Annotated in this window: 14 protein-coding genes and 1 other annotated feature; of the genes, 11 read left to right on the forward strand and 3 right to left on the reverse strand. The window is 39.5% G+C overall.

Annotated features, from left to right (window positions below; translation table 11 throughout):
* Window positions 1-121 precede the first annotated feature (121 nt).
* The 11 genes from AK825_RS02200 (at window position 122) to tsf (ending at window position 12,577) form a co-directional block, all read left to right on the forward strand.
* Window positions 122-1,381, forward strand: a complete 1,260-nt coding sequence (locus AK825_RS02200; protein ID WP_068034373.1) for a multidrug effflux MFS transporter — start codon at window positions 122-124, stop codon at window positions 1,379-1,381.
* Window positions 1,382-1,775: 394 nt separating this feature from the next.
* Entirely contained in the window at window positions 1,776-2,660 is an 885-nt protein-coding gene (locus AK825_RS02205; RefSeq protein ID WP_068034375.1) for a transporter substrate-binding domain-containing protein, read from the forward strand.
* A 350-nt stretch (window positions 2,661-3,010) separates the two neighbouring features.
* Window positions 3,011-4,230, forward strand: a protein-coding gene (locus AK825_RS02215; RefSeq protein WP_149038742.1) for an IS3 family transposase whose coding sequence is annotated in 2 segments (ribosomal slippage) — window positions 3,011-3,296 and window positions 3,296-4,230 — 1,221 coding nt in all. Because the reading frame shifts where the segments join, the coding sequence is not laid out codon by codon here.
* Window positions 3,286-3,402, forward strand: a sequence feature (AL1L pseudoknot). (Overlaps the previous gene by 117 nt.)
* Window positions 4,231-4,296: 66 nt before the next feature.
* The gene (locus AK825_RS02220; RefSeq protein ID WP_068034381.1) at window positions 4,297-5,139 is read left to right on the forward strand and encodes a transporter substrate-binding domain-containing protein; all 843 of its coding nucleotides are present in this window, start codon (window positions 4,297-4,299) and stop codon (window positions 5,137-5,139) included.
* 516 nt (window positions 5,140-5,655) lie between these two features.
* Window positions 5,656-6,537 carry a transporter substrate-binding domain-containing protein gene (locus AK825_RS02225; RefSeq protein ID WP_068034383.1) on the forward strand — a complete coding sequence of 294 codons (882 nt, stop codon included), beginning with the start codon at window positions 5,656-5,658 and terminating at the stop codon, window positions 6,535-6,537.
* Between the two features lie 12 nt (window positions 6,538-6,549).
* Window positions 6,550-8,757 (forward strand): ATP-binding protein, encoded by a 2,208-nt coding sequence (locus AK825_RS02230; RefSeq protein ID WP_068034385.1) that lies wholly within the window; start codon window positions 6,550-6,552, stop codon window positions 8,755-8,757.
* A gap of 32 nt (window positions 8,758-8,789) precedes the next feature.
* Window positions 8,790-9,140, forward strand: a complete 351-nt coding sequence (locus tag AK825_RS02235) for a response regulator (protein ID WP_228138930.1) — start codon at window positions 8,790-8,792, stop codon at window positions 9,138-9,140.
* Between the two features lie 30 nt (window positions 9,141-9,170).
* Complete coding sequence (locus AK825_RS02240) at window positions 9,171-9,620, forward strand: chemotaxis protein CheX (RefSeq protein WP_068034388.1); 450 nt, start codon at window positions 9,171-9,173, stop codon at window positions 9,618-9,620.
* A gap of 41 nt (window positions 9,621-9,661) precedes the next feature.
* Entirely contained in the window at window positions 9,662-10,111 is a 450-nt protein-coding gene (locus tag AK825_RS02245) for a chemotaxis protein CheX (RefSeq protein ID WP_068034390.1), read from the forward strand.
* Between the two features lie 433 nt (window positions 10,112-10,544).
* On the forward strand, window positions 10,545-11,360 hold the full coding sequence (gene rpsB, locus AK825_RS02250; RefSeq protein WP_068034393.1) for a 30S ribosomal protein S2: 816 nt from the start codon (window positions 10,545-10,547) through the stop codon (window positions 11,358-11,360).
* Window positions 11,361-11,692: 332 nt separating this feature from the next.
* Window positions 11,693-12,577 carry a translation elongation factor Ts gene (gene tsf, locus AK825_RS02255; protein ID WP_068034395.1) on the forward strand — a complete coding sequence of 295 codons (885 nt, stop codon included), beginning with the start codon at window positions 11,693-11,695 and terminating at the stop codon, window positions 12,575-12,577.
* A gap of 122 nt (window positions 12,578-12,699) precedes the next feature.
* Here tsf and AK825_RS02260 read toward each other — a convergent pair whose 3' ends face one another.
* From AK825_RS02260 to AK825_RS02270, 3 genes are all read right to left on the reverse strand, one after another.
* Window positions 12,700-13,515: a lytic transglycosylase domain-containing protein gene (locus tag AK825_RS02260; protein ID WP_068038919.1), complete on the reverse strand. Its 816-nt coding sequence runs from the start codon at window positions 13,513-13,515 to the stop codon at window positions 12,700-12,702.
* Between the two features lie 503 nt (window positions 13,516-14,018).
* Window positions 14,019-14,708 carry an LrgB family protein gene (locus tag AK825_RS02265; protein ID WP_068034397.1) on the reverse strand — a complete coding sequence of 230 codons (690 nt, stop codon included), beginning with the start codon at window positions 14,706-14,708 and terminating at the stop codon, window positions 14,019-14,021.
* Window positions 14,709-14,724: 16 nt separating this feature from the next.
* A complete protein-coding gene (locus AK825_RS02270) occupies window positions 14,725-15,159 on the reverse strand; it encodes a CidA/LrgA family protein (protein WP_068034398.1) in 435 nt (144 codons plus the stop codon).
* Window positions 15,160-15,510: the final 351 nt, after the last annotated feature.

The following is a 15,510-nucleotide window of genomic DNA, read 5'->3' on the forward strand; positions in this document are numbered from 1 at the left end:
TATAAACACTTATGTATGCATAATTATTGTTTTTAGTAGTCTATTTTTATTCATAAATAAAATCTACAAGCAATTAAAATATCAATAACAAAATAATAAACCTATATAAAACGGCCTAACTATGTCTGCTCCAAAATCCTCTCTGCCTAATAGACCTGTTGCTTCTGAACGCGTGCGTTCTGCTGATTTGCCCGTTGCATGGATTATGATGCTCGGGCTGATTGTTGCGGTAGGGCCATTATCTATTGACATGTATTTACCTGCACTCCCATCAATGGCAGATGACTTTGGTGTATCAACGGCATTTATGGCCAACTCTGTCCCTGCCTATTTTTTTGGCTTGGTATTTGGACAGCTGTTTTATGGTCCTTTTAGTGATCGCGTTGGTCGCGTAAAACCTTTATATATTGGTATGAGTTTGTATGTAGTTGCATCAATAGTGTGTGCTACGACCAGTAACGAGTACGTGTTATTCGCTGGGCGTACGCTGCAGGCGCTAGGAGCGTGTGTAGGTGCAGTCGTTACGCGTGCAGCGATACGTGATCGACTTACTGCACGACAAACTGCCAAAGCATTTTCTATTATGATATTAGTAATGGGGTTAGCGCCTATACTAGCGCCATCGCTTGGTGCACTATTTTTGCAGTTCTTTGATTGGCATTCTATTTTTTGGTTTTTAGCAGCTTTTGGGGTGCTCAATCTATTACTAACTAAGTTTTTCTTCTTTGAGACCCTCACTGAAGAAAACCGTAACGTGCGTCCTGCCAAAGAAGTGCTCAGTCAATACTGGGAGCTATTAAAAGATCCAACCTTTAATTATCCAGCGATTGGAGGTGGTCTATTGATGGGGGCGATGTTTGTCTATATCGGCTCAGCTTCTGAGCTAATAATGGATACTTACGGTGTTTCCGCAACGCATTTTGGTTGGCTTTTTGGTATGAATGCCGCAGGCTTTGTAGCATTAACCCAGCTAAACCAATGGCTCACCAATCGCTTCCGTATTTTAAGTATCTTACGTTTCGGCGCGATGATGCAGGTAATCTCTGCCGCTGCACTGTTTATCATAGGTCTTACTCTTGGTGTAGATGCGTGGCTGCCGTTGGTATTAACCTGTATCTTCTTTTGTATTGCCGGTCTTGGTTTGACCCAGCCAAACGCTTCTGCCATTGCGCTGGCTTTTCAAAAGCGTCGTGCTGGTATGGCAAGTGCAATGCAAGGCTCATTGATGTTTTCAGTAGGTATCTTTGGTGGTTTATTATTAAACCTGTTTCCGGTTAATCCAGTACTCAAGATTGGGATTGCTATGTTTACCTTAATGAGTCTTGGTTGTTTTTTGATTTGGAAAATAGACCGTAATTTGAATCTTGACGATACTGAATAACCAATTGGCAAGTTGAAGCTCTCTTTATTTAAGGAGTTTTCTCTATCTAATAAGCATCCATACGTTTAATACGTAGTGGATGCTTTTTTTCGTCTTTATTAAAATATAAGTAAAACTCAAATACAAGTAAGCCCAGTCAATAAAGTTCCTACTTTCTGTTTCATCTTAAATCAGTGATTATTCGTTTAAATTCTCCTAATAATAGTTGTTACTACCACTTGTCAACTTATCTGCCCACCTGTCTATATTTATGTATATGTCCATAGCTATCAAAAAGTTACTGAAGTATTATCGAATGTAATAGTTTGTATTTAATATTATGAAGATATTCTACAAATCTATTAAGTTTTTATTCGAGGTATAGCAAATATTTTCTAATGTTCAAGGATGAGTTATGAAGACATTGTATAAAGTACTTCCAATTATGTTAAGTGTTGGATTGTTTGGATGTAGCAACTCCACTAATAACGCGACTACGCAAGAGAATGCTAATAACAGTAGTACAGCAGCTGTTGAAAACAAAAGTCAATTTGTAAGTAAGTTGCCTGATACAGCGCCAATAGTGAAGCTTTCTACTGATGCACAGTTTGCGCCTTATGGTTTTAACGATGAGTACGGTAGTGTCACTGGGTTTGATATCGATCTCATGCGTCAGATCGGTGAAGATCAAGGATTTAAAGTCGAGATCTATAGTGATCCATGGGAAGAGGTGTTTGAAAACTTAGATAATAAAACTCGAGATATGCTTGCAGCAGCTGTGCCTTATAGTGCTGAGCGTGATCGGAAGTACTTACTTTCAGATCCATATGCGCCGCTACCATCAAGCCTTGTATATTTAGATAAATCCTTAGAACTCAAATCGTTAAAAGATTTAGGTAGTGTCAAAATAGGAGTGCTCGGTGATACGGTACAACATGAATATTTTAGTAGTGGTGAAAACAAAGTTGAATCTGTCACTCCATATCCATCAACTTTCTTAGCAGTAAAAGCAATGGCACAAGGTGAAGTCGACGCTGTCGCAGAGGATGCTGGTGCCCTTCGTTATATTATGAACGACCTGCCTGACTTACAACCAAATTATTTCGACTATGAAGATATTCATGCAGAAAGTGCATACAAAGTACTCCTTGTTGAAAGAGATCAACCTGAGTTACTTGAGAAGGTAAATGCAGGTCTAAAAAGTCTTAAAGAGAATGGTACTTATGCCACCTTAACCACAAAGTGGTTTGGTGAAGATTTGACGCAAGCAGTTTCACAGCAGCGTAAACCAAATACTTAATATTTATGAGGTAAAAAAACTTTTAATTAATTAAAAGTTTTTCTCTAAAGAGCATTCATGCGTATGAATGCTTCTTTTTGTTTTATATGTTCAACAATGTTCTTCACTATCATTCGTCTAAGAACAAGTGTTATTTGTTCGGATAATACAGATCAGTACTACTTTTAAGTGATGAATAGCTGTTGCTATTGGAAAGTTACTTAATTATCAATCAGTGTAACAATCTATTAGATTGTTATTAAAAGAAATATAAAATTTCTTAAAATTTGGGGACAAAAGATGAAAACCTTTTATAAAGTATGAACCGCCCCGGGATTGTCGGAGACTCAACATTCTGAGAGAATACGACAATGAAAAAACAAACCTACACTCCTGAGATTAAAGAACGCGCCGTTCGCATGCTGATAGAAGCGTTGGGCGACTATCCCTCCACATGGTCAGCGATTCAAGCCATTGCCCCTAAGATTGGCTGTACGCCTGAAACCCTGCGGTCGTGGCATAAAAAACACATCGATCAAACTATTCCTGCATCGGTGCAAGCGCAAAGTGATAAAGAGCGCATCAAGGAGCTTGAACGCGAATGCAGAGAGCTCAAGCAAGCCAATGAGATCATACGTAAGGCTGCCGCTTTTTTCGCCCAGGCGGAGCTCGACCGCTGACTAAAATCATGATTCAATTCATCGACGATCATAAGAATAATTATGGGGTCGAGCTGATCTGTAGAGTATTACCGATTGCCCCATCAACCTATCACCGTGCTAAAGACTTGGAGAGCTACCCTGAAAAACGCTCACTGCGCAGTCAGCATGACGACTACTATCTCAGCGAGATTAAACGCATCTGGCAGGACAGCAAATGCCGTTACGGTGCGCGTAAAGTATGGCAGCAGATGAAAGCTGACGGGTTAAAGGTTGCTCGGTGTACCGTAGAGCGATTAATGAAGCAGTATGGCCTACAAGGCGTCTGGCGTGGCAAAGGCAAGATTACCACCAACAGCCGTGACGACCAAAAGCGCGCTGATGACTTAGTCAATCGTAACTTTAGCGCTTATCGTCCTAACCAGCTGTGGGTTGCAGATTTTACCTATATCAAGACGACAAGCGGCTGGGTCTATACCGCTTTTATTATTGATGTGTTTGCCCGTGCTATCGTTGGTTGGAAGGTATCTAATCGTATGAACACCGATATGGTGATGGCGGCTTTAAATCAAGCAATAGCAGATAGAAACCATCCCAAAGATGTCATTCATCACAGTGATCGAGGGGTTCAGTACTTATCCATTCGCTATACTGATAAAATGACGGATTCTGGCGTGATTGCCTCTGTTGGTACAACAGGCGACTCTTATGACAACGCATTGGCTGAAACGGTCAATGGGCTTTATAAGTCTGAGGTGATTCATTATTTAAAGCAAAACTGGACTGGTGTGAACGATGTTGAACTGGCAACCCTTGAGTGGGTGGACTGGTTTAATAAAACACGACTGCATAGTACGATTGGTTATGTGTCACCTTTTGATTTTGAAAAGCGGTATTATGATAATTTAACCCTGTCAGGCATCGCTGCCTGACTCAAGTAAATCACTCTCCGATAAAGTCGGGGCGGTTCAGTACTTCCGATCATACTAAGTGTTGGTTTGTTTGGTTGTGGCAACTCTAGTACTTCTAATAATGCCGCTACTCAAGAAAGCACTAGTACGCCTACTACCAAAGGTAAAGATGACTTTGTTAGTAAGTTACCTGATACAGCCCCTGTGATTAAAATGGGTACTGAAGCAAACTATGCTCCATATGAGTTTAAGGACGAATACGGCAATGTTACTGGATTTGATATAGAACTCATGAATCATATTGGTGAGTCTCAAGGCTTTAAGGTTGAGGTCTATAATGATCCTTGGAAGAAGCTGTTTGATAATATAGATAGTAAGAATAGAGATATGGTGGCAGCTGGTCTTACTTACAGTGATGAAAGAAATAGCAAATATTTACTGTCAGATGCTTATGCGCCCCTGCCTACCAGCCTAGTGTATTTAGATGATAAATTGAACATTAAGTCATTAAATGATTTGAATGACGTGCGTATTGGTGTATTAAGCGATTCTGAACCTTATCAGTTTTTTGCAAAAGGCGATTATAAAGTGGGTGCTCTAGAACAGTATCCAACCACATTTGCAGCAGTACAAGCTATGGCACAAGATAAAGTCGATGCGGTCGTAGATGATTCTGGTGTTATTCGCTATTTATTAAACGATTTATCAGATTTAACGCCAATATATTTTGACTATGAAGGTATTGGTGCAGATGGTGCTCGAAAAGTTTTCCTCATTGATAAAAATCAGCCTGAATTACTTAAAAAGGTCAATGCAGGGCTAGAAGGGTTAAAAAAAGATGGTACTTATGCTGTGTTAACGACAAAATGGTTTGGTGAAGACTTGACTGAAACGGCTTTAAAACAGCAAAAAATGTTAAAGACAAGCTAGAAATCGATAAAATCAAAGCGATCTGACCTTTTATATTGTTTTTTACAAAAAAGCATTCATACGATTAATACGTATGAATGCTTTTTTGTGTTCCTAACAAAATATAAGCCTACCTAAACTCGAAACTGTATTTTTCATTAGGCTATAAACGCAAACAGATGTTTATATACCATCAAATGAAAATAGATATCATTTACTATCCGCTTACCTTGATTGCTTTTGCAAAGTTACTTAAGTATTATTCATTGTAAATTTCTGTAATAAAGATATGGTTTATTTGTCGTAGAAACATACTAAATTGTTATTGGATGCATTTTTAGAAAATATTGAATCAATAACTTTTTATCAAAAGATTTTATCGTTGAAGGCTATCTGCCTTCACTACGGCATATTAATACACTATACAAAAGATACGTAAGCAAAATTATTTTTCATTCTGCATAAATGACTAAATATTAAAGCTAGCGATCATTACTAACTAAAACGTACATGTTTTTTAATTTTCAAGGACAGATCATGAAGCAATTATATCGAGTACTTCCTATCGTACTAAGTGTTGGGTTATTTGGCTGTGGCAATTCTAATAATGCTACTACTACTGCTACGCAAGAGAGCGCAAATACCAACAGTCCAGCAGTAACAGAAAGCAAAGATACTTTTGTAAGTAAACTACCTGATACCGCTCCAACGTTAAAGGTTGCAATGACTGGTGATCTGCCTCCTTTTTCGTTTCAAGATGATTATGGCAATATGCAAGGAACGGATGTTGATTCAGTTCGCGCTCTTGGTGAAGAGCAAGGTTTTAAGGTTGAGTTTTATAAAGAAACTTGGCAAGACATGTTTGATAGCGTGGAATCAGGCGATCGAGACTTGGCGATATCGGGTATCTCTTACAAAGACGATCGTAATGTAAAATATGGTTTATCAAAACCTTACTTCTTCAATCCAGCCACCATTATGTATTTAAAAGGCGATTTAAATATAAAAGGTTTGGAAGATATAAAAGGGATGAAAGTTGGGACTCTAGAAGGTTCAAAAGAAGAAGATACCTTAAAAGAGATGGGTTCATCTGTTGAACTCTTTTCAAGATCAACTATATTTCTAGCATACGAAGATCTAATACAAGGTAAGACTGATGTCCTTTTATATGATTTGCCTGTATTACAACATATTGTAAAAGCTCGTCCAGAACATGAAGTCGTACTTGTACCTTATGAGGCGGCAGATGCTCCATCTGCACAGCAAGTAGTGTTGATGGCAAAAGGTAACACTGAGTTGATCAATACCGTCAACGAAGGTATTGCCAAACTGAAAGAAAAAGGCACGTTCAAGGAAATTGAAGAAAAATGGTTAGGTGTAACTAAACCTGCTGCCGAAACTACTGAGCAAGCAAACTAAAGGATTTCCAAAATGGCAACCACACATAATGTCGATAATAAACGTTATCAGGGTCTGATCATCTCAATTGCACTATTTTTATCCTTGATCGGTGCTTTGCTCGCGTTTACGTTTTATACCTCAAGTTTATTAGAAAGAAATACGATTCTAATTGACCAAACCAACCAAGTGGCTAACAGCGCGCAAGCGGTGATTAAAGACTTATTTGACTTAGATAATAGTTACGGTGAAGATACCAACTCTCCACATATGCAGCGGGTTTTTGAGCGCTTGGAGCGGAATACTTCGTTAATTACTGACTCTATTGCTGCTATCGGACAAGGTGGTACGATTACTGATGTTGATGGCAACAGTTATAATTTGCCGAAAGTTGATAGTGTTGCACAAGCAGAAATTACGGCAGCTAATGAGCAATGGCAGCTTTTAGAGCCTAAGATTCAGGCCTATCTAAAAGATGCTGATAACATTATGGTTGACTCTGCAGATGAGCTGACTCAAGCGGTTGAACAGGCAAAAACTTCAAGTTTGCTTATTAACGACTCTTTAGATCAACTTACTGATGACGTATTTACGAGTGCTGAGAACCAAGCAAATACCATTCGTCTGATTCAGGTACTTGGTGTTGTTGCTATCTTCTCTTACTTCTTGATCTTCGTATTCTTCTTTGTACGTCGCTTGCGTGATACTGATGCTGAAGCATTGGCTGCACGTCGCGAAACACAAGAGATTATGCAAACGGTTAATACAGGTTTGTTCTTGCTTGATAAAGACTTAAATATCGGTCAGCAGCATTCACAGGCACTTAATAGTATTATTGGCGCTGATAGCTTGGCAGGAGAAAACTTTGCCAACGTACTACGTGGGCGTATTTCTGATAAAGATCTAACGACCACCCGTCAATTCGTTGAGCAACTATATAACCCACGCGTTAAAGAAAAGCTCGTCAACGACCTTAATCCTCTACATAAAGTCTTGCTACATAACACATCTGGTGAGCATGGTTCAGACAGTCGTTTCTTGGATTTTAGATTCTCACGTGTTTATGAAGATAAAGATATTGCTCGTATTTTGGTCAACGTTAATGATGTGTCAGACGCTGTTTACTTAGAACAACGTCTAGAAAAAGAGCGCTCACAGAATGACATGCAGATTGAGATGTTAACAACCATCTTGAACGTAAATCCAAAAATCATTAATGAGTTCATCGCTAATACCAAAAGTCATATCGAAAAAATCAATAATGTATTGAAGAATCCTGGAAGCACGCAATACGAGCTTGAGGTTAAGTTAAACTCTATCTATCGTGAAATGCATAGCTTGAAAGGTGAGGCTTCAGCATTAAAACTGCATAGTTTTACTAAGATTGCATCAGAGGCAGAAGACCAGCTTAACGTGCTACAAAATCAAGGCAAGCTATCAGGTAATGATTTCCTACCTTTGGCAGTGCATTTAGATGACTTATTGAGCCTATCTAATACTATCGAAAAATTAGGAGAACGTATAAATCGTTCGTCACCAGCAAGTGCAGCGAATAGCAGTGCGGCGACAACACCAAACTCTGTAGTGGCAGATTCGAGTACGCCTGTAGCCGAGACTCAAGCAACGAACTTTTCGATGAATGATTTAGAAGTTGAAGGTAATAATATTGACTTAGAGGAAGAGTCAGATAATCATCTACTAGCTTATTATCATGATTTTGCGCAAGATATTGCAGCAAGACAAGGTAAACAAGTACAGCTTGATAGTACTACTTTAGGGCAAGTTAGAATACCAGAACGCCTTAGAAATACCGTTAAAGAAATTAGTATCCAGCTGCTACGTAACGCTGTAGTGCACGGTATTGAGACACCTGATATACGTCAATCAGTGGGTAAACCTGCTGTTGGTACCATTGGTCTAGAAATGCAAAGTAGTGGCCAAGACTTCGTTGTTACTTTACAAGATGACGGCCAAGGCATTGACTATGACAGTATTCGTGAAAAGCTAGTCAAAGAAGGTCGTTTCGATGTACAAGAAGCGAGTCAGCTTGATCATAGTGGCTTACTAAAGCAACTATTTTCTTCTGGGTTTTCTACCAAGGAGAATGCGGACGAAGACGGCGGTCGCGGTGTTGGTTTAGATATCATCAAGGCTCAAGTAAAAGAATACGATGGTAAGCTCAATATAAATAGTGAGTATGGCAAGATGACGCGTTTTGTCATTACGCTACCTAACGCTTAATTAAGGATAATAGATACGTTATGTATAAACTAATGATTGTTGATGATTCCAATATTATCCGGAACCGGATTCAGCGGGCTTATGACTCAGGAAATTTCATGTTGGTTGCTACAGCAACCAGTGGTGTTCAAGCCATTGAAAAATTCAATATGCATCGCCCAGATGTCATCACGATGGATCTAACCATGCCGCAAATGGATGGTCTTGAATGTATCGAGAAGATTATTGCTATTGATCCTGATGTACGGATTTTGGTTGTATCGGCTTTGTCTGATAAATCTACAGGTATTGAAGCATTATCGTTGGGCGCCAGCGGGTTTCTCTGTAAACCTTTTTCAGAAGAAGATCTCGTAGAATCTTTGTATGAGCTGATGCAAGACTGATATCATCCAACGACTTAAGTAGATGTAATTATGAAAGAACAAAAGCTACAGATTTTTTTGAACATTATTAGCAACTATTTTAACCAGTTTGGGGGTGCAGAGCTCATCGCTGATACTCCCTACTTGTTAGAAAATAAACAGCCAAAAGTCCATGACTATACAGGTGTAATTGGTATATCAGGGGTTCAAAAAGGCGTGGTGTACTTTTCAGCAACGCGTGAATTACTGGCTTCTATATTAAACAGTATGGGCGAAACTGACGAGAGTGAAGATATTTACATGGACCTTGCGGGTGAGGTTGCCAATACGATAGCTGGCAATGCACGCAATGAGTTTGGTGCAGAATTTCATATCTCGGTACCGTTCGTGTTTAAAGGTTCACCGCAAAGTATTGTATTACCTAGCGGTGAGCGTTCCTTTATCATTCCCATCACTTGGCTGTCGCAAGTCGGCGAGATTGTGGTCTGTCTGCAGGATTAATTATCCTGCTGGCACGTGATGAATATGGACAATAATATATTATGGTTAAAGTAGAGAAGTTAGGTGTGTTTCTAAGTTCGATTAATGCATTTTTTACGCAGATCGATGACGCACAAGTGGCTATTAGCACTCCTTATTTAAATAACAACAGAAGCGCTATTGGTTATGACTATAGCGGTGTTATTGAAATATCAGGCCCTCTTAAAGGCTGTGTTTATGTGAGCGCTCCCAGCATTATGCTGCGCGAGGTTATCAAAGTTATGGGTGAGCCTGATTCATCAATTACGATGATGAAAGACTTACTTGGTGAAATGGCCAATACCATATCTGGTAACGCGCGTACTGAATTTGGTTCGGAGTTCATCATCTCGCCACCTAAGATTGTTGAAGGTGCACCAAGCGTATCTTATCTGCCAAAAGACCGGCATAGTTACATTACACCCTTCACATGGCGCGGCTATGAGGCAGTGATAGGTATCTGTATCGCTTAATCTAAATTAATCAGCAAAACTGGCTATGATTAAAAAAACGACGTATATGCGTCGTTTTTTTATGCTTTATTAATAAGTGCTTCGTGTTAGCCTTAATTAATGAGAGAGATAAAGTATCCAATCAAAACAATTATTTATAACTTATATCTGCTTCAATAAACTGCTGGAGCTTATCATGAGTTATATGATAAAATACAGCGCAGCTATTTCTATAATTTACTTATATTTTTGACTATAGCTCAATTTTTTAAACCAACCAATGACACACACATCATGGCAAAAAACTGCTGGGTGTCTGGCGACTTGATTAATTTGCATTTAATAGATAATTACGATGTTGCACATATAAAGCATAGATCGTAAGCAAATGCGTGTCGCTAGATAGGCAGTTTTTGTGATGTGGAGGCATAACCCAACCAACAGGACATTTGACATGGCTACAAAGAATCCAACTAAAATTGAAATGCGTGACTTACTACAAGCCGGCGCTCACTTTGGTCACCAAACACGTTTTTGGAATCCAAAGATGGGTCCATATATCTTTGGTGCACGTAACAAGATTCACATCATCAACTTAGAGCATACTGTAAAAGCATTTAACGAAGCATTGACTTACGTAAACGGCTTAGCTGCTAAGAAAAACAAAGTATTATTTGTTGGTACTAAACGCGCTGCTAGCGGTATCATCCGTGAGCAAGCTGCTCGTGCTGGCATGCCATACGTTGACCATCGCTGGTTAGGTGGTATGTTGACTAACTGGAAAACACTACGCCAGTCAATCAACCGTCTAAAAGAGCTTGAAAAGCAAGCAGAAGATGGTACTTTCGCTAAGCTAACTAAGCGTGAAGCGTTAGAGCGTACTCGCGATATGGAAAAACTTGAGCGTTCACTAGGCGGTATTAAAGATATGGGCGGTCTACCTGATGCAATCTTTATCGTTGATGTAGATCATGAAGCGATCGCGATCAAAGAAGCTAAAAACCTAGGTATCCCAGTTATCGGTATCGTTGATACGAACTCTAATCCAGACAACGTTGATTACATCATCCCTGCAAACGATGATGCTATCCGTGCTGTGACGCTGTATGTAACTTCTATTGCTGATGCGATTATCGCTGGTAAAGAGTATGCACAGACTCAAGCTGGTGGCAAAGCTGAGCAAGAGCAAACTTCAGAGCAAGCGCCTGCTGCTACTGAAGAAGCACCAGCTGAAGCTAAAGCAGAAGAAGCTGCAACTCCAGCAGAATAAATAGCTGACCCCTAAGGTTTAACTTTATAAGGGTGTCTTGATAGTGTTTTTATTGACATCCATATAAGGTTATTAACAGCGTATAAGCTCACAATAGGCATGATGTAGTTTTACTCGTCATGCCTTATTGTTGATGGGAAGCTCGTTAATAGGCGAGTATTATCGCTTATATTTGTCCTCGTTATATACAATACCTGACATGCAATAGTTGTGATAACGACCAATAATGAGCGCTCTCATTGCTATAAGAGCGGCACAGTAATAACAAATATCGAAAATATATTACATAGAAATTAAGCACTCCTATACATAACAATACTAAGGTGACTCTTATGACAGAAGTAAAAGTATCTGCCAAAATGGTAAAAGAACTGCGCGACCGTACTGGTCTTGGCATGATGGAATGTAAAAAAGCGTTAGAAGAATCAAACGGTGATGTTGAAGTTGCCATTGATAACTTACGTAAGTCTGGCCAAGCAAAAGCGGCTAAAAAAGCGGGTAACATCGCAGCTGATGGCGCTATTATCATCGCTCAAGGCGACAATAAAGCATTCTTATTAGAAGTTAACTGCCAAACTGACTTCGTTGCAAAAGATGATAGCTTTACTGCATTTGCAGAAAAAGTTGCTAATCTTGCGTTAGAAAACAACGTCACTGATGTTGCTGCTATCTCTGAATTGCCTTATGGCGATGGTCAAACTGTTGAAGAAGCTCGCATATCATTGGTACAAAAAATCGGCGAAAACATTCAAATCCGTCGTGTTGAAACTATCGAAGGCGACAACATTGCATCATACCGTCACGGTCTACGTATCGGTGTGGTTGTATCTTACGAAGGTGGCAGTGCAGATACTGGCAAAAACCTTGCCATGCACATTGCTGCATTCAACCCTGTCGCAGTAGATGACGAAGACGTTGCAGCTGACGTACTAGCACGCGAAAAAGATATCATTGAAGCAAAAGCGAAAGAGTCTGGCAAGCCTGACAACATCGTTGAAAAAATGATTGAAGGTGGCTTACGTAAATACCTAGACGAAGTAACTTTACTACGTCAGCCTTACGTTATGGACAATGAGAAAAAAGTTGGTGACGTTCTAAAAGCTGAAGGCGTAAAAGTACTTGGTTTCAAACGTTTAGAAGTTGGTGAAGGCATCGAGAAAAAGCAAGAAGACTTCGCTGCTGAAGTTGCTGCTACACAAGCATTAGCCAATAAATAAGTTTTAATTTATTGTAGCCATTGCTAATCGGTGTTTTTAATTTAGCATAAAAAAGCCCGTTATTTGATTAACGGGCTTTTTTGTGTCTATTACTAACGTTCAATATTATAACTGCTTTTTAATTACCGTAGTGCAGCATAGGCAGAGTTAGCATAACTGGCACTGCCACTGTTATTACTAGTGCCATAACTGACGGTTTGCATCCCGCCACTGTTATCATTGCTATTGATCGTTGTATTACTGGCGCTCATAGTATTACCTGAGAGACCAGAATCGTTTTTATATAAACTATGATAACGGCTCATCACTTGTTTGACATAGTTACGAGTTTCTTTGAAAGGCGGAATACCATTGTATTTATCTACGTTGCCTTCTCCGGCGTTGTAACCTGCAATCGCAAATTCAACATTATTGTTGAAGCGGCGCATGAGCCAAGCGATATATTTGGCCGAGCCTTCGATATTGTCAGCAGGATTCCACGGATTACTAACCTTAAAGCGACTAGCTGTAGCAGGCATCAATTGCATTAAGCCTTGTGCTCCTACAGGAGAGCGTGCATTTGGATTAAAGGCTGATTCAGTATGCATCATTGCTTTCATTAAGCCAGGATCAATACCGTGACGAGAAGCAGAGGCGCGGATATAACTGTCATAGGCATCACGAGTACCACTTCTACTCGCAGAGCTACTGCCATAATCAGTGCTATTGCTGGCACCATCATACATTTTTGAATCTTTATAATAAGTAACTTTTACTTTTTTGGTAAATTTATCGAAGTTGCCACTTGGATTGACGTTAGTGAGGAGAACTTGTCCACCTTTGTCTTTATAAATATACATGTTACCGGCTTGAGCAGTAACAGATAAAGTAGATAGGGCAACAGTAGTCCATAAAACAGGAGATAAAAAACGGTTAAAGAAGGGTGCAATATTTATCATAAAGGTATCACTTTTCATCGAATAGTAGCAAATTACTTTGCTCATAGGCGCGATATTTTGCTTATCAAAGTCGTTACCGCGATTATAGAATTTCATAACAGTAGCTAAAATAAATAACCAACAAAAGTCACGTCTAATAAAAATCACTTGCAATAGATACAAAAGATAATAGTTGCTTACTATAACATAAAATAACTTTTAACCCTATAATCTTAACGAAGAAGCCTATTCTGATAGCTCTTAATTTGTAAGAAAATCTTAACCAAATCAAAATATTAATGTTACCTATCCATTGGTTAAAACTAGTAACGAGAGATGAATAATTCTATCTATAATATGATTGCAAAATGGTAAAAATAAATAAAGCGTTAATAGTCTTAAAGTTAGGTTGAACAGAAGTTTGTATTATTAATGAAGATAATAGCTGTGATAAGTGGTGAACTTGATAGTTAATAGCTCTTGATACAAGAGCTCTCAATATAGTAGCTCTTAATACGAGATATCTAGATACCTAAAGCCCCAATGAATATAGGTACCCAAACTGCGGTAAGCAAACCGTTCACCGCCAGTCCAAACGCAGCATAGCGTCCAGCAGTATGACTTATTTGCCAAGCTTCTACGGTACCAAAGGCATGAGCCGCTAGTCCTAAAGCCAAGCCTTTAGCACGGTCGTCATCAATACCGCGAAATAAAAATCGAGCCAAAGTGCCACCTATCAGTCCTGAGACAATAATAATTAAGTTAGCCATTGCCAGAGGTGCTTTAATCAAATCTGCCACACTCAGGCCAATAGGCGTGGTCACAGAACGGGTAGCGAAGGCCAGTATAGTGTCATGGCTCAGTGAGAATATATAAGCTAATGACATCGGTAGTAATGCCCCAACCAGACTAGCAATAACCACAATTAGAGTTAAGCTTTTGACAGGTAGACCTTTAAAACTCATCGCTGCCAGTGGTACAGCTAGCAATACGGTTACATAACCTAATAAGTGATCGAATACTGGTTTGGCAACACCGTAATAATTATTGTAATCCCACCGCAGAATGAATAAGAACACGATGACTAATACAAGCGCAGTGATAACCATAGGCAGCCAAGATATCTTCCTTGCTAATACGCGAGCAATCACGTGCGCCGCTAGAGTCAGTAATATCGCTGCAAGGGTAGCCATAAATACACTATCAAAGCTCATAATTTTCCTCCGCAGCTCATTGCTGTCCCTTTTGCTGGTTAGTAGTGTCAGTATTGTTGTCTGCATTATGATTTAGCCAGCGATTGGCAAGTAGCCCCAGACCCCAAAGCGGTATCAGCGTACTAATCAATATGGTTAGCATGACGCCCCATAACTCATCACCTAATGCAAAAAGTAGCAAGCCTGCACCAGCTGATACTGGCAAAAAGGCAAAGCCGCTATCCACTAGTAGTGTATTGCTAGCTTTGGTCAACCAGCCCGGTAAACCTTTTAGCAATCGCCATGCTACAAGAATAAAAAACATCGCTACTAAACCAACTACATTGGCGGCTTTTTCAATACCCGCCCACTGACAAATAACAACCGCTGTTTCACGGACAACAATAACCATAGCTAGCGTCAATATTAACGCAATCCATGGTGGCATAGTCGATGAGTGAGTCGTCTTCATAAGCATTCCTTGCCAAGATAGCAATTAGTAAATGTCATCAGTAAGATAGGATAAGGGTTGTGAGCTGTTGGCGTAGAAAGCTATGTTATAGTCAATCCACTATAAAAGAGTTACTGCGTTAATCTCGCTTGAAGTATTACATATACATCCGCACTCGGTTGCCTTGTACCGCTTTTAAATTGAATCGACTATATAGAATATGGTTATAAGCGACAGGCAGTAGTGTGCAGTCAATAATAAATTTTATTGACTCTGTAATAAACTTCGCTTGATTATATACACAATAGATAGACTAATAAACCTTGCTAGATGGTCATATCTGACCAGCAAGGTTCAATACCTGAATTTGCT

Origin of the sequence: Psychrobacter sp. P11G5, from assembly GCF_001593305.1 — a bacterium.
Classification (GTDB): domain Bacteria; phylum Pseudomonadota; class Gammaproteobacteria; order Pseudomonadales; family Moraxellaceae; genus Psychrobacter.

Excerpts from the sequence above, each read along its gene's own strand:
- AK825_RS02200 (WP_068034373.1), top strand. The coding sequence starts at position 122 with ATGTCTGCTCCAAAATCCTCTCTGCCTAATAGACCTGTTGCTTCTGAA.
- AK825_RS02205 (WP_068034375.1), top strand. The coding sequence starts at position 1,776 with ATGAAGACATTGTATAAAGTACTTCCAATTATGTTAAGTGTTGGATTG.
- AK825_RS02225 (WP_068034383.1), top strand. The coding sequence starts at position 5,656 with ATGAAGCAATTATATCGAGTACTTCCTATCGTACTAAGTGTTGGGTTA.
- AK825_RS02230 (WP_068034385.1), top strand. The coding sequence starts at position 6,550 with ATGGCAACCACACATAATGTCGATAATAAACGTTATCAGGGTCTGATC.
- AK825_RS02235 (WP_228138930.1), top strand. The coding sequence starts at position 8,790 with ATGATTGTTGATGATTCCAATATTATCCGGAACCGGATTCAGCGGGCT.
- AK825_RS02240 (WP_068034388.1), top strand. The coding sequence starts at position 9,171 with ATGAAAGAACAAAAGCTACAGATTTTTTTGAACATTATTAGCAACTAT.
- AK825_RS02245 (WP_068034390.1), top strand. The coding sequence starts at position 9,662 with ATGGTTAAAGTAGAGAAGTTAGGTGTGTTTCTAAGTTCGATTAATGCA.
- rpsB (WP_068034393.1), top strand. The coding sequence starts at position 10,545 with ATGGCTACAAAGAATCCAACTAAAATTGAAATGCGTGACTTACTACAA.
- tsf (WP_068034395.1), top strand. The coding sequence starts at position 11,693 with ATGACAGAAGTAAAAGTATCTGCCAAAATGGTAAAAGAACTGCGCGAC.
- AK825_RS02260 (WP_068038919.1), bottom strand. The coding sequence starts at position 13,515 with ATGATAAATATTGCACCCTTCTTTAACCGTTTTTTATCTCCTGTTTTA.
- AK825_RS02265 (WP_068034397.1), bottom strand. The coding sequence starts at position 14,708 with ATGAGCTTTGATAGTGTATTTATGGCTACCCTTGCAGCGATATTACTG.
- AK825_RS02270 (WP_068034398.1), bottom strand. The coding sequence starts at position 15,159 with ATGAAGACGACTCACTCATCGACTATGCCACCATGGATTGCGTTAATA.